The following is an 18,249-nucleotide window of genomic DNA, read 5'->3' on the forward strand; positions in this document are numbered from 1 at the left end:
AATGAGCGCACCTGTCGTGATCATCGGTACAGGCTTGGCCGGTTACAACCTGGCTCGGGAGTTTCGCAAGCTCGACAGCGAAACCCCGCTGTTGCTGATCACTGCGGATGACGGGCGTTCTTACTCCAAGCCCATGCTCTCCACCGGTTTTGGCAAGAACAAGGATGCCGATGGCCTGAGCATGGCGACCCCGGGCACCATGGCCGAGCAACTCAAGGCCGAGGTGCGCACCCATACCCGAGTCAGTGGCATCGACCCTGGCCACAAGCGCCTGTGGATCGGCGAGGAAGCGCTGGCCTATCGCGACCTGATCCTGGCCTGGGGCGCCCAGACGGTACAGGTCCCGGTCGAGGGCGATGCCGCTGAACTGATTTTCCCGATCAACGACCTGGAAGACTACGCGCGCTTTCGCCACGCCGCGGCCGGCAAGCGCCGTGTGCTGCTGTTGGGCGTGGGCCTGATCGGCTGTGAGTTTGCCAACGACCTGATCCTGGGCGGCTACACTGTCGACCTGGTGGCACCGTGCGAGCAAGTCATGCCGACCCTGCTGCACCCGGCAGCGGCTGCAGCGGTGCAGGCCGGGCTGGAAGGCCTGGGGGCACGTTTCCACCTGGGCCCGGTGCTCAACCGCCTGCAACGCACGGCTGAAGGCCTGGAAGCCCACTTGTCCGATGGCACCGTGATCGAATGCGACCTGGTGGTCTCCGCCATTGGCTTGCGCCCACGGGTGGACCTGGCGGCTGCGGCCGGCCTGCAAACCAACCGTGGAATCATGGTTGACCGCCACCTCAAGACCTCCCATGCCAATATCTACGCCCTGGGCGACTGCGCCGAGGTCGATGGCCTGAACCTGCTGTATGTCATGCCCCTGATGAGCTGCGCCCGTGCCCTGGCCCAGACCCTGGCGGGCAACGCCACGGCGGTCAACTACGGGCCGATGCCGGTCACGGTGAAAACCCCGGCGTGCCCGCTGGTGGTTTCGCCACCGCCACGGGGCACTGAAGGCGTGTGGAGCGTCGAAGGGCAGGGCGCCGACATCAAGGCTTTGTGCCGCGATCCCAGCGGGCGCCTGCTGGGCTATGCGCTGACGGGCACGGCGGTCATGGAAAAACTGGCCTTGAATAAGGAACTTCCGCCACTGCTGGCGTAAATACTGGTCGTTCTGTCGGAATAAGCACCTTTTTCCCCCTAGAAAGGTCGCCACGAGACTGGCGCAGGCACCAATGGCATGCCATCCTCACTCCCGTCTGCCGCAGAGTAGAGCCTGCGGCGCCTTGGCGCTGCTCCAGCAGAGAGCAGCACGGACATAACAACAAAAAACCGTCAAAGAGGCTTCACCTATGCGTAAACCAGAACTCGCAGCCGCCATTGCAGAAAAAGCAGACCTGACCAAAGAACAGGCCAACCGCGTCCTCAACGCCGTTCTTGAAGAAATCACTGGCGCCTTGCACCGCAAGGACAGCGTCACCCTGGTTGGCTTCGGCACCTTCCTGCAACGCCACCGCGGCGCCCGCACCGGCAAAAACCCGCAAACCGGCGAGCCGGTGAAAATCAAGGCGAGCAACACCGTGGCGTTCAAGCCGGGCAAGTCGCTCAAAGATAGCGTCAACCCGTAAGCGCGATACCGTCTCGAAGGGAGGCGGGGAGGTATGAAAAATGGGCACGCCGACTGGGTTGGGTGCCCATTTTTGTTGGCCGCCTCATCAGGGACTGTTGAGCCGTGTCAGCATGCGGTGTGCGGCCCTGTTTACGCGGGCGAGTGCAACGCTACTATCCGTTTGTGAGCTCAGTCATGAATTCTTCAAATGATTCGCAAACGAACGCCAGTTCTTCCTCATCCATCAAGTAAAGATAAATATATCCAAAATTATCTTCCTTGACTGACAAGAGAAATGAATTACCCACCCGGTCATAAGCAAAGGGGATCATTTGTTTTAGCGATGGAATATCGTCAGTTAAGTCTCTATAGACCGTTTCGATCGGTGCATTACCATATTTGATAGGTGTAAATCCGCCTAGAAAAAATCATTATCGTTATTGCTGTCAGACAAATCACCGCCATTATGCTTTAGATAAAACGCTCTAAAGGCCGTCGGTAATTGCACACGGAACAACTCTTGGAACTCGTTCAGTTCCTGTACAGAAAGAGCCTGCTTGGAGTCTTCAAGTTTCAGTCGAAACACATGCATACTTTAATGATCCATTGTGGAGTGGATTTAGTTTGGCTAGTTCATGGCGGTATTGTAGCTATAGTGAATATAAAATATTGCAGAGTTAGATTGGTTTGTCCTCTATCAAAATCTTTCGGAAAGTTCCTAAAGAGTTTAAATATACCTGTTCCCATTTTTCCAGTCCCCACTTTTTTCTGGTGCCAAGCGGATGGATTGAGAACTTTAAGGGTCAGCGTTCAAGGAGTAAGAGAAGTGACGAAGGAGTTTCTTTGAGTTGGCATTTGTAGTTTACGAATTCAATGATAAATATAAGTGTTTCTCTCGTTTTTTGTTGGGCGCTAGTGACGTTTTTTGTTTGGATTATAATTTTTTCTGTCGGATCTAAACTTATTTTGGTCATGCCTTCCTCGGGGTAGCGTAAACCAAATAAACAGTCAATTACTGCGTCGGCATTTTTGCCATAACTGTCTGGGAAACCGAATTTTTCAGCTAAAGCTTCGTACAGTTGATCTACGTCTCTTATTTTAGAGAAGTCTAATTCAATAATTGCTTTTATGTTCATCACTTCCACCCGCCTAGGTTGATTCTATGAATGAGATCATAGTGATCTTGAGTGTAATAGACTTTAAATAAAGCTGTCCCGTTTTTCCCTTTGGTAAGTTTGAGCTCGCTCACTATCAGCTGGCCAGCGTACTCTTAAAAAGGCAAGGTGTTTTTGATGGCTGAAAATTTTTCCACTATGGCGCCTCTGTTGATTAAGTGACTCAATGCTTCATCGAGACTCGGAAATATCAGTATTTCTTCGTTTTCATCATCTTCAATGACGTCCATTTGGGACTCGTCTACTGAGAAAAAATAGGTGTAATACAGATTATTCTGTTTTTTTATGGCGTATTGAAATAGAAATGAAACCCCATCTATTTCACGTCTTTCCTCGTAGCCTCGGCGTTTTCCAGCGTTGAGTGCTTCTATGAGATTGTTCATGCTCTAACCTGTAATATCAATTCGGACCATTGTGCCATCGGCGCGCTTAATGTTGACGTGCGGTAGTTCACCGTGGCCTGTACCTTTCGGATCGTCGTGACCATAAACGCGACCTGTTTCTTTATTAATGGGATAATCTTTTCTATATCGTACTTTCCCATCTCTCTTTTTGAATTGGTCCATCTTGTTTTTCTTTCTTATACCTTGGGCGTCTTGCGATCCTATGCCTCTGACTTTTTGGCTGTTTGGAAATGCTTCTTTCAATAACTCGTTCGCTTCTTTTTTAGTTTTCACTTTCACGACGGTTTTTTGAGGGCCGTTACGCAGGGCGTCCACGTTCTTGGCGCAGGCTGCCAGGCCCAAGGGGTCTGACCACATGAATGGGTTGGGTGAGTAGGCATAGGTGTTTAGCCCTCCCGCCAACCCAATCGGATCCGGCGTAGTAAACCGCCCCACATCCGGATCATAAAACCTGAACGTATTAAAATGCAGCCCCGTCTCCCGATCCAGGTACTGTCCCTGAAACCGCAGGTTCTGCTCTTCAATAAAGTAAGGCTCTCGCACCTCCTCCAGGGTATTGCCCCACACCCGATAAGTCGCCTGCCACAGGGTGTGCCCATCAGCCTCGGTCAGTTGCTCCGGCAAGCCATTGAGGTCGTTGTGGTAGTAGCGAATTTTTTGCAGCGCCCCGATGCCATCGACGCGGGCCAGGGGTTGGTAGCCTTCGTCTTCATAGAGATAGAGGCTGGTCTGGCTGTGCTTTTGCTCCTGCAACAGGCGTAAACCGTCCCACATGAATTGGGTTTCGCCCAGTGGATAGCCATTGCTGCCATGTTCGGTCTTGGCGATGCGTCGGCCCAGCGGGTCGTAGGCCATGCGCACCACGCTGCCGCCTGCATTGCGCACTTCAATCAGCCGGCTTTCGGCGTCGTACGCAAAGTGTTGTACGCCACGGGCGCCGCTACGCTTTTCGATCATCCGGCCAAAGGCATCGTAGCGGTAGCGTTTGTCCTGATAGGTCAGCAGCTTGTTATGCACCACCAGCCCGGCGCCTGCCTGTGGGCCGTCCAGCAGGTTGGCGGCGGCGTCGTAGGCGAAAGTTTCGCGCTGGCCGTGCAGGCTGTCTTGGCTGGCGATAATGCGGCCGGTGGCGTCGTAGTGCAGCAGTTGGCGATGCTGCGTGGAGGGCTGCTGGTCGAGTTTGCCGATCAGGTTGTCGGCGGGGTCGTACTCGAACTGCTTTTGCGCAGCTGCGGGCATCAACGATGGCTGGCTGTTAAGGCGGCGTTGGCGTGAGCGCAATCGACCGCTACGGTCGTATTCGCTGCGGGTGCTGATCTGGCCTTGGGTGCGCAGCACTTCGCGGTGCAGGCGGTCGCGCTCGAAGTCGCTGATGACCTGGCCGTCGAGGTTGATTTGATGCAGGTGGCCGCTGCCGTAGTACAGGCGGTTGAGCCAGCGGCCGTCCGGTAGTTGGGTCTGGATCAGGTTGCCGAGTTCGTCGTAATGGTGTTGCAGGTTGCCACTGGCACTCTGTTCGGCAAGCAACTGGCCGACAGCGTCGTAGGCGAAAGCCAAGGCCTGGGCTTTGCCCTGCAAGTCGGTGAAGGTGACGGCTGTGAGCTGATCGACTGCATCGTAGCTGTAGTCGGTGCGGCCATCGTCGGTGGTTTTGGCGACCAGTCGGCCGACCGCATCGCGCTCCAGTCGGTGAACGATGGGCGTCGGCAGCGTCTTCGGGACCACCGCCAGGCCATTGCCGTAAGGCGCTGGAATCGCAGTCACCGCCGTGATGTTGTCGAGCAAGTCGTAGTCGTAGCGCTTAGCGCTGCCATCGAGGTCTTGCTGTTCAGTCAGCCGATCCCCTGCGTCCCACGCAAACCGATAGCTTTCACCGTTCTCATTGACCAGCGCTTGCAACCGCCCGTAGCTGTCATAGCCGAACTGCACCTGCCGACCATGGGCGTCTGTGCGCTGGCGCACCTGGCCACGCCGGTTGTTTTGATAGAGCGTGGTGTGCCCGGCGGGGTCGGTATAGCCCACCAACTGCCCACTGGCATCGCGCTGGTATTGCTCGGTGCGGCCATCCGGCAATTGGTTGCTGAGCAGGCGCCCCTGTGCGTCATAACTGAACTGCGTGCGTTCACCGAGGGCATCGGTGATGACCTGTAAATAGCCCCGCTCGTTGTAGCTGAACCGCGTTGGGTAGCCCGAGCAGTCGATATGCTCGACTAACTGCCCGAACGGGTTCCAGCGCAGCTTTTTGCTTTTGCCCGTGGCGTCGATGATCTCGACGACTTGGCCGTGTGCGTCATAGCGGTAACGGGTGATATAGCCCAGCGGATCGGTCTCGGCGATGCAGTTGCCGCGCTGATCATAGCGATACTGCCAGCTGTTGCCGGCGGCGTCGGTTTCCACCAGCGGCAGTGCCCAGTGTTCCAGCCACAAGGTGGAATCGCTGCGGCCCAACGGGTCGGTCTCGCCGATCAGGTTGCCGCTCTCGTCGTAGCTGTAGGCATAACGCCCACCCTGCGGATCGGTGGCGTTGAGTAATTGGCGCTCATCGTTCCATTCGAACAACCAGGTCTGGCTGAGGTTGTCGCTGTACTGAATGATCTGGTGCTGAGTGTTCCAGTGGCGGATGCTGACGCGCTGCAAGCCATCGGTGATGCGTGTGGTGCCGGCTTGCAGGTCATAGTCGAATTGGTAGGTGTCGCCCTCATCGGTCCAGTGCCGCACCACTCGCCATTCCAGGCCTTCAATCAACGCCCAGTCATAGAAGCAGCGCAATCCTGTCGGCAACTGGTGCTCGACCATACGGCGCCCGGAATCATAGGCAAAACGCCGTTGCACCTGGCCTGTGGCATCGCGTTTCTCAGTGAGATTACCCGTCGCGTCGTAGCCATAGCTCACGAGAACTTCACGGCGTTGATCGGGATAAAGACGCTCGATGCGCGTAACCTGTTCACCGTCCCGGATCAGTTCGACCTGCACCAGGTCGAAGGTGTCGCGCAGTCGTACCAGGCGTCCGGCGTCGTCGTAGTCGATATGGATACGGTTGTCGTTGCGGTCACCGAGTTGGCTCAGGCGTAGCCTAGACGGGTTTGCCTGTACAGGGTCGAACAAGCGGTACACACCGTCGTCGCTCTCGATCAGCAATTGCCCATTGAGGTGTCGCCGCACCGCCAGCCCTTCACCCGCGCTGAACACCGCGCCGCCCAAGGGGATGGCGCCCATGTCGATGGGCCGCCCCTGTTCGTCGGTGTAGACCAGGGTCTCGCCGCCCTCGGGATGAGGCTGGATTTCAACGCACACCTCATACGGCACGCTCCAGCCAGCGCCGAACAAGCTGCCCCGGCGTTCGTCGCGGCTGTTGTAGACGCGCTGCCAGTCAATCGGCAGGATGCCGGGCAGCACGAAATCCAACTCCTCGACAGCCCCCAGCACCTTTGCACCAGTCGCGGCATGTATCGGGTTCGACGAGCCCATCGCCGCGTTGGCCATTGCTCCCATCGCACTGCTGACCGCCATCGAAGTCGCGCCGCCGATCAGCATGCAGGGCAGTTTGCTGAAGAACTTGCCCTTGCCACCCTTGAGCATCAACAACGCTGTGACCGCCAACCCGACGCCAGGCGTCTTGCCGCTGCGAATCTCGCGCACCACCACCGAACCGCCACCAATCGTCATGTTCGATGAAATTAACCCGGACGACACCACAGTCGCATCGCAGGTGCTGCGGTCACCGCTGCGTACCGCGGGCTGGCCGTTGATGGTCACCTTGTCCGAGCCTTCTGCAAGAAACTGCGGCGGCATCGGCGGATGCTTCATGCACACCACAAGATCCAGCGGCTTGGGTACCGCGCCGGGTGCAGGCGTCGCGACGGTCGGGCGCCACATCTGCGAGAAGAAGCTCTCAGCCATGTCCAGAAAGCTGGCCTCGGGTTCCGGCGGGGTTTCTTCCAGCTCTGTACCGGCTGGTGCAACATGGGAACTGATCGCCCCGGCGGCGCGGGCGGCGGGAATGTTGTTGGTGAGGGTATTGGTGGAGCCGGTGAGAATATTGGCCTGCACTGTGGGCGGAAACAGGGCGTTGCTGAAACTCTCACATAAACGGCTTAAGCCTTTGTCCGCCCCGGACTTGCTCATGGCAAGGCCGACGATCGTACCCACCACCGCGCCCAGCAGGAAACAGCCGAGACCGCCGGTGACGACGGTAATGCCGGTGGCGGCAACGACGGCAGCGGTCGCGACAGCAGTAATCGCGATATTGGCCGCCACCTCCAACACACCGCCGAGAATGTCCGCCAACATCGAGGTGTGGGAGAGTGCATCGCCCATCCGGGCCGCCCATAGCGCATCAGACATGCAGGCCGCTCATCAAGAAATTGCGTCGAACGACAACGAGTTCTTGATGGTCGCCCAATGCGCCGCCTCGGCATCACCCAGCTTGTCCGCCTTCACATAACTCAAGGCGAGCATCTTGCGCGTCCCCGGCAGCACCAGGGCCAACTGGTACTGGAACACCTTGTCGTTGCCCTTGTTGAACTGGCTACGCAGCTCGATCCCTTCGACCTCCTGGGCGGCACCCAGGCGTACCGGCACGCTGGGCAGGCAGCGCAGGTCCTGCACTTGTTTTTCCAGGCGCTTGAGCTGGTCGTCGAAGTTGCTGTGCAAGGTTTCGCCTTCTGCCAGCAGGCTGCGGCTGACGATCAGGGAGGTCCCCAGTTCCGGGAACTTGAGGATATTGATCGTCGCGTCCTGCAGCTCGCCGGCGGGCAGTTGAAACTGGAATTCGTTGATGCGGTACGTCATGGCAAACAGGTCTCGTCAGGAGCTTTTAGGCGCGGGGAATGCGGCTTTGATATTGGCGTCGATGCTGGTTTTTATGCCTTGGCCATCCGGTGTGGCGCCAGGCCCGCCGCCGTTGTTCAGGTGCAGCACGCCGCCGGTGTTGAATTCGGCGTCGCCGCTGGCGTAGAAGCTGATTTGCACGCCCGTGAGGTTGATCTGCCCGCTGGCGTTCAATTCGAGGATGCTTTCCCCGCACACCAGGCGCAGGTTTTCACCGACCTCGATGACATAGCTCTGGCTGATGCTGTCGGTTTTTTTCTGGCCAACGGAGAGGATGTCTTCCTGCTTGACGATGCGCAGGCGGTTGTTGCCGATGGTCACCGTCTCGTTATGCCCAATGCTCTTGTTGCGGTCATGCCCCACCGAGTGGCTTTCATCCACTTCCACCACGATGTCCTGATTGCGCTCGGCATGGATGTACAACTGCTCCAGGCCCTTCTTGTCTTCCATGCGGATTTCATTGAAGTTCGCCGGGCTGCCGCCCTTGCTGGAGCGGCTTTTCATCCCGCTTTGGGTGGCGTTTTCCGGCAGGTCGTAGGGCACCGTCTGTTCGGCGTTGTACACCCGCCCGGTAATGATCGGCCGGTCCGGGTCGCCTTCCAGGAAGCTCACAATCACTTCCTGGCCAATGCGTGGGATCTGCATCGAGCCCCAGTTCTTGCCGGCCCAGGACTGCGAGACGCGAATCCAGCAGGAGCTGTTTTCATTGGACTGGTCGTGGCGGTCCCAATAAAAATGCACCTTCACCCGGCCATATTGGTCGGTCCAGATTTCCTCGCCCTTGGGCCCGACCACCAGCGCGGTCTGCGGGCCTTTGACGATGGGGCGATGGGTATTGGCCAGTGGGCGGAAGCTCTGTTGCGCGTCGATGCAGGTCAGGCTGCTGTCGAACTGCGCCGACGCCGCGCCGCCACCGGATTCCAGGCGTTCCTGGGTGATGTAGTAGCGGGCACCGAGGATCAGGTATTCGCGGTTCTGGTCGCGGCGGCTGAAGCCGGTGAGGCTGAACAGATGGCCGGAACCCAGGCCCCGGGCGTTACCGCTGAACTCCACTTGTTCGTGCAGGGTTTGCAGGGCTTCGATGCGGGTTCGTGCGTAGTGTTCGCCGTCTTCGCTTTTGACGTAGGTGCCGGGGTAGTCGTACAGCGGGTAGTCGCCGGCGGTGTGCGGGCGCGGCATGGCCGAGCGCACGTCGATGCTGGCGCTGGGGCGCTGGAAATCGTAGTCGTTGAGCTCCAGGGAGCCGGGCTGCACTTCCTGCGCCAGGTGCCAGTTGTGCATATGGTCGCGTTCGCGCTGTTGCTCGTCCTTGGGGTAGTAAGGCACCGAGGTGTAGCCGGGCACCGTGGTGTGGGCGCCATAGGCGTCGGCCAGCACCAGCACATGGCGGTCCTGCTCGTGGCGGAAGAAGTAGTAGATGCCTTCTTGTTCCATCAGGCGGCTGACGAAATCGAAGCTGGTCTCGCGGTACTGCACGCAGTATTCCCACTCGCGATACGGCCGGCTCAGGGCGTCTTCAAAGTCGGAAAAGCCCAAGTCGCGGAACACCTGCTTGATGATCTGCGGGATGCTCAGGTTCTGGAAAATCCGGCAGTCGGAGGTGCGGCTCAGCAGCCACAGCCATGGGCGCAATGTCACCTGGTAACTGGCGAACTGGCCCTGGTCGATGTTCTGGCTGCAGCGTGCGACGAGCCCATGGAAATACCGCTCGCCGCCGTCCGCCAGTTGCAGGCCGACGCTCATCGGTTTGCCCAGCAACTGGTTGAGGTCGATGTTGGCGTCCAGCGAGTTGAGTTGCAGCTCGTAGCTGAACAGCCGTCCCAACTCTTCGCCGCCGCCCATTTCATTGAGCAGCAGCACATCCGGCCCCAGGGGGCTGGTGATCTTGGCCAGGCGTGAGGCTTGGTTGAAAAGCATCGGTTGTCCCGTAAGTGTCGTCTTTACTGACGAAACCGAATCAACTGTAGGAGCTGGTTCTATGTGGGAGCCGGGCTTGCCCGCGATAGCATCAACTCGGTATGTCTGTCATACCGAGGTGATGCTATCGCAGGCAAGCCAGCTCCCACACTGAGCACATTCCGGCAGTCGTTATCCGGCGTCGCTGAAGGTGTAGTGCAATTCGTTATCCCGCGTGCCGATCCGCACTCCCGCCAGCGCCTTGCCTTCGAGCATGCGCGTAAGGAACTCGCGGCTCATGTCCGGCAGCAGGCTGTTGGTGAGGATGGTGTCGATCATCCGCCCGCCACTTTCGGTTTCGGTGCAGCGCGAGACGATCAGGTCGATCACCCCGTCGTCGTAGTCGAACGCGACTTTGTGGGTGTTCTCTACACGCTTCTTGATGCGGTCCAGTTGCAGGCGGGTGATCGCCTTGAGCATCACGTCGCTGAGCGGGTAATACGGAATCGTCACCAGGCGCCCGAGCAGGGCCGGCGGGAAGAACTCCAGCAGCGGCTGGCGCAGGGCCTTGGCGATGTCTTCCGGGTCGGGCACGTTTGCCGGGTCTTTGCAGACGTGGGAAATCAGCTCGGTGCCGGCGTTGGTGGTCAGCAGGATCAAGGTGTTCTTGAAGTCGATCACCCGACCTTCGCCGTCCTCCATCACGCCCTTGTCGAACACCTGGAAGAAAATCTCATGCACGTCTGGGTGGGCTTTTTCCACCTCGTCCAGCAGCACCACGCTGTAGGGTTTGCGCCGCACGGCTTCGGTCAGCACGCCGCCTTCGCCATAGCCGATATAGCCCGGTGGCGCGCCCTTGAGGGTGGACACGGTATGGGCTTCCTGGAACTCGCTCATGTTGATGGTGATCACGTTCTGCTCGCCGCCGTACATGGCTTCGGCCAGGGCCAGGGCGGTTTCGGTCTTGCCCACGCCCGAGGTGCCGGCCAGCATGAACACGCCAATCGGCTTGCTCGGGTTGTCGAGGCCGGCGCGGGAGGTCTGGATGCGCTTGGCGATCATCTGCAACGCATGGTCCTGGCCGATGATGCGCTTTTTCAGGTGCTGGTCGAGGTTGAGCACCGTCTCCAGTTCATTGCGCGCCATACGGCCCACCGGGATGCCGGTCCAGTCGGCAACCACCGAGGCCACGGCCTGGTAATCCACGGTCGGCAGGATCAACGGAGTTTCACCTTGCAGGGCGCTGAGGCGTTGTTGCAGGTCCACCAGTTGTGCGCGTAAGGCGTCGTTGCCGCTGTCGACAACGCCAGCCTTCTCGCGCAGGGTCGCGCGGGTGGCGAGCAGCTCGTCCACCAGGGTTTTCTCGTCGGCCCAGCGGCTTTCCAGCGTTGCCAGGCGCTCGCGCTCGGCGCTCAGCAAGGCTTCGCTATTGCTCTGGCGTGCACCAATGGCGATGCCGATAGCATGCTCACGGGCGATGATTTGCAGCTCGGTTTCCAGGGCTTCGATACGGCGGCGACTGTCGTCCACCTCGGCCGGCACCGCGTGCAGGCTGATGGCGACGCGGGCGCAGGCGGTGTCCAGCAGGCTCACGGATTTATCCGGCAACTGGCGCGCTGGAATATAGCGGTGGGACAGCTTCACCGAGGCTTCCAGTGCCTCGTCGAGGATCTGCACCTGGTGGTGCTTTTCCATGGTCGAGGCCACGCCGCGCATCATCAGCAGCGCCTTGTCCTCCGACGGCTCGGCCACTTGCACTACCTGGAAGCGGCGGGTCAGGGCCGGGTCTTTCTCGATGTGCTTCTTGTATTCGGCCCAGGTGGTGGCTGCCACGGTACGCAAGGTGCCACGGGCCAGGGCCGGCTTGAGCAGGTTGGCCGCATCACCGGTGCCGGCGGCGCCACCGGCACCCACCAGGGTGTGGGCTTCGTCGATAAACAGGATGATCGGTTTTGGCGAGGCCTGGACGTCTTCGATGACCTGGCGCAGACGCTGTTCAAATTCGCCTTTCATGCTGGCGCCGGCTTGCAGCAGGCCCACATCCAGGCTGCGCAGTTCTACATCTTTCAGGGCAGGCGGCACGTCGCCGGCGACGATGCGCAGGGCAAAGCCTTCGACCACCGCTGTCTTGCCCACCCCGGCCTCGCCGGTGAGGATCGGGTTGTTCTGGCGCCGACGCATCAGGATATCCACCAGTTGGCGGATCTCTTCATCACGGCCCACGATCGGGTCGAGCTTGCCGCTGCGCGCCTGCTCGGTCAGGTCCACGGTAAAACGCTTGAGGGCTTCCTGCTTGCCCATGGCACTCGGGGCCATGGCGCCGCTGGCTTCGCCCGGCACGGCACCGGCATTGAAACCATCGCTGGCACTCAGGGCATTTTCCGGTGAATCGCCGACGTATTCGTCAAAACGCTCGCTCAGGGCCTCGGCCTTGATCTTGTCGAACTCCCCCGACAAACCCAGCAACGCATGCCGCAGGCTCGGCGTCTTCAAAATGCCCAGCACCAGGTAGCCGGTGCGCACCTGGCTTTCGCCAAACATCAGGCTGCCGTACACCCAGCCGCGTTCCACGGCTTCTTCCACATGGGACGACAGGTCGGTGATCGAGGTCGAGCCCCGGGGCAGGCGGTCCAGGGCCTCGGTCAGGTCACGGGCCAGCCGCGCCGGCTCGAGGTTGAACTGGCGGATGAGGCGATGCAGGTCCGAGTCCTGCAGTTGCAGCAACTGGTGAAACCAGTGGGCCAGCTCCACGTAGGGGTTACCGCGCAATTTGCAGAACACCGTGGCGGCTTCGATGGCCTTGTAGGCCACGCTGTTGAGTTTGCCGAACAGTGCGGCGCGACTGATTTCACCCATGCTCTGGATTCCTTGAGGTGGTGGCCTGATCGGCGTAATGCCGGGCCAGGATTAGGTCGTTGGCGTCGTGCCCGGGTTGGCCGAGCCACGTGTTGAAGCCCAGGCGGAACTGGCCGTTGAGTTGCAGCGCCGGGACTTCGGGTTGTTGCAGAACCAGGTTCAAGTCCCAGTCCAGTTCATGGCCCAGGTACTCGGCCACCCAGGCCACCAGTTCATTGAACGGCTGGCTGCCGGGCAACATGCCCATGTAGTCGTCCAGCGTGAGCGGGCCCAGGCGGATGCGAAATTTGTGCTGGCGGTCCCACACATGGCTGCCCAGGCAAAAGTCCACCCCCAACTGATTGGCGCTGACGCTGACCCGGCTGCGTTCGGGCAGCTCCAGCCATTGGCCGACGTACTCTTCAATCTCTACCGGCAGGCCGAAATACTCGCCGAGAATCGCCTTCAGGCCGTCCGGGTAGCGGGTTTGCGCCGAGAGATGGCCGCTGTAGTGCAGCTTCGCCGTGTCCGGGATCAGGCCCTGCTCAAGCAGGCTGGGCATACCCCGGCCACTCAAGGCGGCGAGGCGCGCGGACCAGTAGTCATCGTCGGGCCGATCATGGCTGACAGTCGGCCGCGCTTCGGCCCAGGCCCGGTAGAACAGGGTCAGCAGGCGGTGGTGGAACACATCCAGGAAGCGCTTGCTGGTGCTGTCGGCGTTGTTGCGCTGGCGTTCGCGCACGTACTCGGTGATGTGCAGCGGCAGCGGGCCGTTGGGGCCGCCGAGGCCGAAAAAGAACTGCTCCAGGCGCGCAGGTGTGCCGTCGCCGCCAGGGCTCACCGAGGCCAGGGTGGCCGGGGCGAACGTGCAGTCAGCCTGTTGCCCGAGGCGCAACGGGTCATCGGCCAGGCGTAGGGAATGCCCCAGGCGCGGCAGGTGGGGCGATTCGCACTCGATACGGCGCAGCGCCTGGAAGAAGTCATATTCCCAGGGCTCCTGGTGCATCGCCTCCAGGGTACTCACAGGGTCGGACGCCGTCCGGGCTTGGCTTTCCATCGCATGATCTCGCCGCGTTCGGTGGTACGGATCACCGTCTCGGTAAAACTGTTGATCGACACGTAACGCGCCAGGAACCGTTCCAGCACCGCACCGAGCAGGAACACGCCGGTGCCGCGAAACGCGTTTTCATCATATTCCAGGGTGATTTCCAGGCCACGGCCAAACACGATCGGGCCGGGCATTGGCAGACGGCGGGTCACCGCTTTGCTGCTGACCTCGCGCAGGCCTTCGATCTGCAATTGCAGGGCGGCGTCGTTGCTGTCGCCGTACAGGCGCAGCAGTTCACGCAGCGCGGCGGCACCCTGGCCCTCGCTGAGGGACAGGTAGTTGAGCGACAACTGGCTGATCAGGCGCCAGGCCTTGGCATCATGGGCGTGGCTGGCGCGCGGGCGGCTGGGCCCGGCGACGCAACGCACTGCCAGCACCGGGGCGCTGTCGGCCAGGGTGAAGTCGGTCTTGCCGTTGCCCACGCTCATGAACAGTGGCAGGTCGCGGTTGGTGCACAGCGCGGTCACGCCCAATTGGCGCAGGTCGTGACGATAGGGCGCCTGCTGGCTGTCCACCAGGCTGACAAAGGTCTCGCTGCCCACATAGGTGGAGCGTGGGCCATTGCGCCGCTGGTCGCTGGACAGCACCCGTGGCTCGCGGCGCACGCTGTAGTAAGACTGGTCGCGACCGTAGCGCGATGGATCACGCACGGCATAGAACGGCAAAAAGGCTTGTTCCGGCCCGCTGCCATGGCCGGTGATGCCGCTCAGGGAGTGGATCTCGAAGTCCATGGGCCGGGTGCGGTCGGCAATCACATGGTGTTCGTTGACCCGCTCGGACAAGTGAATCCGATCCACGCGCTTGGGGAACAGGTTGATCGCCGGGGTACAGAACGGTACAAATTGCGCGGCGCCCACACTGCCTTCCAGGCTTGGGTCGTGGCGGTCGAACAGCACGACCAACTCCAGCTCCTGGCCATCGCAGCGCTGTACGGCGCGGCTCAGCGCGGCGAATTCGACGAACAGGTAGCGATGGGGCAGGGCGAAGTATTCCTGCAGCAGGCGATAACCCTGGAACGCTCGCGAGACCACTGGCATCGCCGCCTCGGCGTCGTCGAACCCGCGCGGCCGTAGGGCGTCCTGCGGCAGGCGCTCCACCCAGTCACCGCCGGGCTGGCGCGCAAACACCGCGCACACATTGCCCAGCAACTGCTCGTAGAGGCGGAACGGTTGCTCATCGGCGCCGCTCAGGTACAGCGGCAGGTTGTCCAGGGCCAGGCTGTTGAAGGGCAGCTCGGCGCCGGTGCGCAGGGTCAGGCGCAAACCAGCCTTGGCCTTGGGTTCGCTGGCGGCCAGGCGCCCGAGCACGGCGGACGGGTTGCCGAAGTAATCGGCCTGGCTGACCTGCAACGGCCACAACATCACCGGGTGCGCGGTGCGGTACTCGCAGCAGGTCTGGGTTTCGCGGCCCAGGGCGGCGCGCAGCACGGTATCGCGGGGCAATGGGAAACCGCTGGCCAGCGAGCCCTCATCGGGATCGGCCTGCAATTGCACCACGGTCATCGACGGGGTCGGCGCCAGATAGTGCGGGTAGGCGATTTCCAGCAGGTTATGGGTGAAGGTCGGGTACTCGGCATCGAGCTTGAGCTGCACCCGGGCGGTGAGATAAGCGAAGCCTTCGAGCAAACGCTCGACGTACGGGTCGGCACAGTCCATGCCGGACAGGGTCAGCCGGCTGGCGATCTTCGGGTATTCCTTGGCGAACTCCGCCGCGCTCTCGCGCACGTGGTGCAGTTCCTGGTTATACAGCTCCAGCAGGCGCGGGTTCATGAGCGCCTCCGCTGGTCGGCATTGACCACGCGCACATGGCCGGACTCCAGGTCCAGATCGGTTTGCAGCAACAGGCGCAAGGGCACCGGCTGCGCCCACAGGTCGCCTTCGATCTCGAAACTCAGGGCGTTGTGATTCATCTCGCCATGGGCCACCCGCGCCTTGACCCGCAGGGTGTGGCGCAGGATGCGCGGCTCAAAGGTGGCAATCGCCTGGTAGATCAAGGCTTCCAGGGCATTGATATCGACGCTCGACGCACTGTTACCCGCCAGCGCCGGCAGCCCGTAATTGACCACTGACGTCCCGGCCGGGGTGTGCAGCGTGGCATCGGCGTTGAGCAGCGAGGTGGTATTGAGCAGCCACGCCAGGTCCCGCAGCACCGAGGCTTTGAGCTGGGACAGGGACAGTACGCGCTTGTCCGCGCTTTCCTTGGGATTGCTCGGCTCGTCGTCGGTCAACCGGTCCAATAGGGACGGTTGCAGGCGGTCGCGGGTGGCGATTTCGGTTACCACGTAAAGGGCGCTACATACATTTTTTGGTCGCCACCTGAGCCGCAGGCCGCAAAGGTGCTAACTGCCCCGGCCTCAAAAGTCCCATGAAACTGGCGAACAGCTTGCATCTTGCTGAGGCAGTCATGGCTGGGCGCGGGCATTTTATCGCTACGCCAGACCGCAAAAATCGGGGTGTTGTTGAACGTCTCTACCCGCAGCTTCTGCTGTGCATCCAGGCTGAAGCTGCAAGGCCATTCCATGTCTAACTGCATGCGGGTCTGGTCGGGTTTGACCAGCGTGCAGCGACCTTGATCGTCTACCAGGCTCAGCGGCTGATCGACAAATATCGCTTGTGTGGCAGCGGTTGGCGTAGGTGCGTCTTCTGCCGCGCATGCATTCAGGCTCACAAGGCTCGCGGCCAGGACGGCAACAACAAAAGGCCTACGCATTACAAAAGCTCCCAGAACCAGATTTCCTTGGCGCTTGAGGACAGATCACCACTCTTGGTCAGGCCACGGTTCCACAGGTCGATATGGTCGCCAGTGGGCCGGCCAGCCCGATCAGTATTGGTCTGGTAGCAGTCCTTGAAGAAAATAATGCCGGTCTTGCCCCGTAATATGGCGCGGTCGGCCACACTAGTGGTGTAGGTTTTTGGTGGGCTGAGCTGACGTTTTTTCGACAGCCAGTGCGCCAGCGATTCTGCGCCTCGGGCGTGTCCGTGCACACAGAGCGGGCCGAGGTTATAGGTCGACGAGTTGACCGGTAGCGTGCGTTCGCCACACAGCGCAATGCTCACGCGAATAGCGCACTGGTTTGCCCAGCCATCGTTGCACGCAGGGTCGGCATAGGTGTAGCGCGGATAGCTGTTCCACAAATTAATAAACGAAGGTTTGGCCATGACTCAGATACCGAAAAGAGGAAGGTCGAAATTCGAGCAAGCACCAAAAACCCCCGGCGTGTGGCGCCGGGGGTCTTCGTATCAACGCTTGGTGTTGGAACGGATATTCCAGCCGAACTTGATCGGGCCGCCGTCCTTGGTGCCGTCGGCTTTCTGCGGCTGGTAGTCGACCATCACCTGGGCAAAGTTCAGGGTGACGTTTTCGGTCAGGCGATCATCGCTGCCCGAACCACCGGTGCTCAGGGACGTGATCAGCACTTCTTCGAGGTTGATGATCATGTACTCGACCTGGCTTTCGCCGCCGGCCTTGCGCACGGTCAGCTTGACCTTGTCGATGTGCTTGCCGCTGGCGCAATGCATCATCAGGTTGGGCGAAGCCTTGTCCACGTACTTGGTCAGCGACAGGTCTTGGATATTCACCTTGCCCGCGCCGCCGCCACTGCCAACGTGCATGTTGCCGGACTGGGCCATGCCCCAGCTCCAGTTCAGCACGTCGATTTCGTCCTTGTGGGCCTTGTCCATGGACTCGCCCTTGATGTCGCCGATCTTGATGAAAATATCAACAGCCATGTTTTCTCCCTGTGTGGCCGATGCCACTTGATTGGGTGATCGTTCCCACGCTCTGCGTGGTAACGCATCCTGTGACGCTCTGCGTCACTGGGACGCAGAGCATCCCGGGCGGCATTCCCACGCGGAGCGTGGGAACGAGCGAATTGCTTACGCGCTTTTTGCCGAAGGCAGTTTCGATACCAGGCGCAACGACACGGTCAGCCCTTCGAGCTGGTAGTGCGGGCGCAGGTAGAACTTGGAGTTGTAATACCCCGGGTTGCCCTCGACGTCCTCCACGATCACCTCGGCGGCGGCCAACGGGTGCTGGGCCTTGGTGGTTTCGGTGGAGTGCGCAGGATCCCCGTCGACGTAGTTGAGGATCCAGTCCTGCAACCAGCGCTGCATCTCGTCCTTCTCTTTGAAGGAACCGATTTTGTCGCGCACGATGCACTTCAAGTAGTGAGCGAAACGGCAGGTGGCGAACAGGTACGGCAGGCGCGCGGCCAGGTTGGCGTTGGCGGTGGCGTCCGGGTCGTCGTATTCGGCCGGTTTCTGCAACGACTGGGCGCCGATGAACGCGGCGAAGTCGGTATTTTTCTTGTGGGAAACTCTGAAAAAGACTTTCTGATTTGGCAAAATACCGCGACCCCACCCACCGAGTTTCCCGATGAAGCAGATGACCTTCGCCGACGCCGAG

Annotated in this window: 16 protein-coding genes and 1 pseudogene; 2 read left to right on the forward strand and 15 right to left on the reverse strand. The window is 60.3% G+C overall.

What is annotated here, in order from left to right; genetic code table 11:
- The first annotated feature begins 1 nt into the window (after window position 1).
- Both AO268_RS15545 and AO268_RS15550 read left to right on the forward strand, forming a co-directional pair.
- On the forward strand, window positions 2–1,150 hold the full coding sequence (locus AO268_RS15545) for an NAD(P)/FAD-dependent oxidoreductase (protein WP_099169189.1): 1,149 nt from the start codon (window positions 2–4) through the stop codon (window positions 1,148–1,150).
- Window positions 1,151–1,340: 190 nt separating this feature from the next.
- A complete protein-coding gene (locus AO268_RS15550) occupies window positions 1,341–1,616 on the forward strand; it encodes an HU family DNA-binding protein (protein ID WP_003213368.1) in 276 nt (91 codons plus the stop codon).
- A 154-nt stretch (window positions 1,617–1,770) separates the two neighbouring features.
- Here AO268_RS15550 and AO268_RS33205 read toward each other — a convergent pair whose 3' ends face one another.
- From AO268_RS33205 to AO268_RS15620, 15 genes and pseudogenes are all read right to left on the reverse strand, one after another.
- Window positions 1,771–1,929 (reverse strand): SMI1/KNR4 family protein, encoded by a 159-nt coding sequence (locus AO268_RS33205; protein ID WP_236408981.1) that lies wholly within the window; start codon window positions 1,927–1,929, stop codon window positions 1,771–1,773.
- 86 nt (window positions 1,930–2,015) lie between these two features.
- Window positions 2,016–2,189, reverse strand: coding sequence for an SMI1/KNR4 family protein (locus AO268_RS33210; protein ID WP_257154397.1), 174 nt, complete (start codon window positions 2,187–2,189; stop codon window positions 2,016–2,018).
- Window positions 2,190–2,400: 211 nt separating this feature from the next.
- Entirely contained in the window at window positions 2,401–2,733 is a 333-nt protein-coding gene (locus AO268_RS15560; protein ID WP_099169190.1) for a barstar family protein, read from the reverse strand.
- 134 nt (window positions 2,734–2,867) lie between these two features.
- Complete coding sequence (locus tag AO268_RS15565) at window positions 2,868–3,155, reverse strand: hypothetical protein (protein WP_099169191.1); 288 nt, start codon at window positions 3,153–3,155, stop codon at window positions 2,868–2,870.
- 3 nt (window positions 3,156–3,158) lie between these two features.
- Window positions 3,159–7,520: an RHS repeat-associated core domain-containing protein gene (locus AO268_RS15570; protein WP_099169192.1), complete on the reverse strand. Its 4,362-nt coding sequence runs from the start codon at window positions 7,518–7,520 to the stop codon at window positions 3,159–3,161.
- 12 nt (window positions 7,521–7,532) lie between these two features.
- Window positions 7,533–7,967 (reverse strand): DcrB-related protein, encoded by a 435-nt coding sequence (locus AO268_RS15575; protein WP_099169193.1) that lies wholly within the window; start codon window positions 7,965–7,967, stop codon window positions 7,533–7,535.
- 15 nt (window positions 7,968–7,982) lie between these two features.
- Complete coding sequence (locus AO268_RS15580; protein WP_099169194.1) at window positions 7,983–9,923, reverse strand: type VI secretion system Vgr family protein; 1,941 nt, start codon at window positions 9,921–9,923, stop codon at window positions 7,983–7,985.
- A gap of 171 nt (window positions 9,924–10,094) precedes the next feature.
- Entirely contained in the window at window positions 10,095–12,758 is a 2,664-nt protein-coding gene (gene tssH / locus AO268_RS15585; RefSeq protein ID WP_099169195.1) for a type VI secretion system ATPase TssH, read from the reverse strand.
- Window positions 12,751–13,794: a type VI secretion system baseplate subunit TssG gene (gene tssG / locus AO268_RS15590; protein ID WP_076963466.1), complete on the reverse strand. Its 1,044-nt coding sequence runs from the start codon at window positions 13,792–13,794 to the stop codon at window positions 12,751–12,753. Before tssG ends, tssH begins: the two co-directional genes overlap by 8 nt.
- Window positions 13,758–15,614, reverse strand: coding sequence for a type VI secretion system baseplate subunit TssF (gene tssF, locus AO268_RS15595; protein ID WP_099169196.1), 1,857 nt, complete (start codon window positions 15,612–15,614; stop codon window positions 13,758–13,760). Before tssF ends, tssG begins: the two co-directional genes overlap by 37 nt.
- Window positions 15,611–16,126: a type VI secretion system baseplate subunit TssE gene (tssE, locus tag AO268_RS15600; RefSeq protein WP_099169197.1), complete on the reverse strand. Its 516-nt coding sequence runs from the start codon at window positions 16,124–16,126 to the stop codon at window positions 15,611–15,613. Before tssE ends, tssF begins: the two co-directional genes overlap by 4 nt.
- Window positions 16,120–16,554 (reverse strand): hypothetical protein, encoded by a 435-nt coding sequence (locus AO268_RS15605; RefSeq protein WP_076963464.1) that lies wholly within the window; start codon window positions 16,552–16,554, stop codon window positions 16,120–16,122. The genes tssE and AO268_RS15605 overlap by 7 nt, the downstream gene beginning before the upstream one ends.
- On the reverse strand, window positions 16,554–17,003 hold the full coding sequence (locus tag AO268_RS15610; protein WP_076963463.1) for a type VI secretion system amidase effector protein Tae4: 450 nt from the start codon (window positions 17,001–17,003) through the stop codon (window positions 16,554–16,556). Before AO268_RS15610 ends, AO268_RS15605 begins: the two co-directional genes overlap by 1 nt.
- A gap of 81 nt (window positions 17,004–17,084) precedes the next feature.
- Window positions 17,085–17,573 (reverse strand): Hcp family type VI secretion system effector, encoded by a 489-nt coding sequence (locus AO268_RS15615; RefSeq protein ID WP_029289879.1) that lies wholly within the window; start codon window positions 17,571–17,573, stop codon window positions 17,085–17,087.
- Between the two features lie 147 nt (window positions 17,574–17,720).
- Window positions 17,721–18,249: pseudogene (locus AO268_RS15620) on the reverse strand (hypothetical protein); the annotation flags it as partial.

Origin of the sequence: Pseudomonas sp. ICMP 8385 (assembly GCF_002699915.1) — a bacterium.
GTDB lineage: Bacteria > Pseudomonadota > Gammaproteobacteria > Pseudomonadales > Pseudomonadaceae > Aquipseudomonas > Aquipseudomonas gessardii.

What these genes read in the sequence shown, in the direction of transcription:
- AO268_RS15545 (WP_099169189.1), top strand. Translation starts at nt 2, where the DNA reads ATGAGCGCACCTGTCGTGATCATCGGTACAGGCTTGGCCGGTTACAAC.
- AO268_RS15550 (WP_003213368.1), top strand. Translation starts at nt 1,341, where the DNA reads ATGCGTAAACCAGAACTCGCAGCCGCCATTGCAGAAAAAGCAGACCTG.
- AO268_RS33205 (WP_236408981.1), bottom strand. Translation starts at nt 1,929, where the DNA reads ATGATCCCCTTTGCTTATGACCGGGTGGGTAATTCATTTCTCTTGTCA.
- AO268_RS33210 (WP_257154397.1), bottom strand. Translation starts at nt 2,189, where the DNA reads ATGCATGTGTTTCGACTGAAACTTGAAGACTCCAAGCAGGCTCTTTCT.
- AO268_RS15560 (WP_099169190.1), bottom strand. Translation starts at nt 2,733, where the DNA reads ATGAACATAAAAGCAATTATTGAATTAGACTTCTCTAAAATAAGAGAC.
- AO268_RS15565 (WP_099169191.1), bottom strand. Translation starts at nt 3,155, where the DNA reads ATGAACAATCTCATAGAAGCACTCAACGCTGGAAAACGCCGAGGCTAC.
- AO268_RS15570 (WP_099169192.1), bottom strand. Translation starts at nt 7,520, where the DNA reads ATGTCTGATGCGCTATGGGCGGCCCGGATGGGCGATGCACTCTCCCAC.
- AO268_RS15575 (WP_099169193.1), bottom strand. Translation starts at nt 7,967, where the DNA reads ATGACGTACCGCATCAACGAATTCCAGTTTCAACTGCCCGCCGGCGAG.
- AO268_RS15580 (WP_099169194.1), bottom strand. Translation starts at nt 9,923, where the DNA reads ATGCTTTTCAACCAAGCCTCACGCCTGGCCAAGATCACCAGCCCCCTG.
- tssH (WP_099169195.1), bottom strand. Translation starts at nt 12,758, where the DNA reads ATGGGTGAAATCAGTCGCGCCGCACTGTTCGGCAAACTCAACAGCGTG.
- tssG (WP_076963466.1), bottom strand. Translation starts at nt 13,794, where the DNA reads ATGGAAAGCCAAGCCCGGACGGCGTCCGACCCTGTGAGTACCCTGGAG.
- tssF (WP_099169196.1), bottom strand. Translation starts at nt 15,614, where the DNA reads ATGAACCCGCGCCTGCTGGAGCTGTATAACCAGGAACTGCACCACGTG.
- AO268_RS15605 (WP_076963464.1), bottom strand. Translation starts at nt 16,554, where the DNA reads ATGCGTAGGCCTTTTGTTGTTGCCGTCCTGGCCGCGAGCCTTGTGAGC.
- AO268_RS15610 (WP_076963463.1), bottom strand. Translation starts at nt 17,003, where the DNA reads ATGGCCAAACCTTCGTTTATTAATTTGTGGAACAGCTATCCGCGCTAC.
- AO268_RS15615 (WP_029289879.1), bottom strand. Translation starts at nt 17,573, where the DNA reads ATGGCTGTTGATATTTTCATCAAGATCGGCGACATCAAGGGCGAGTCC.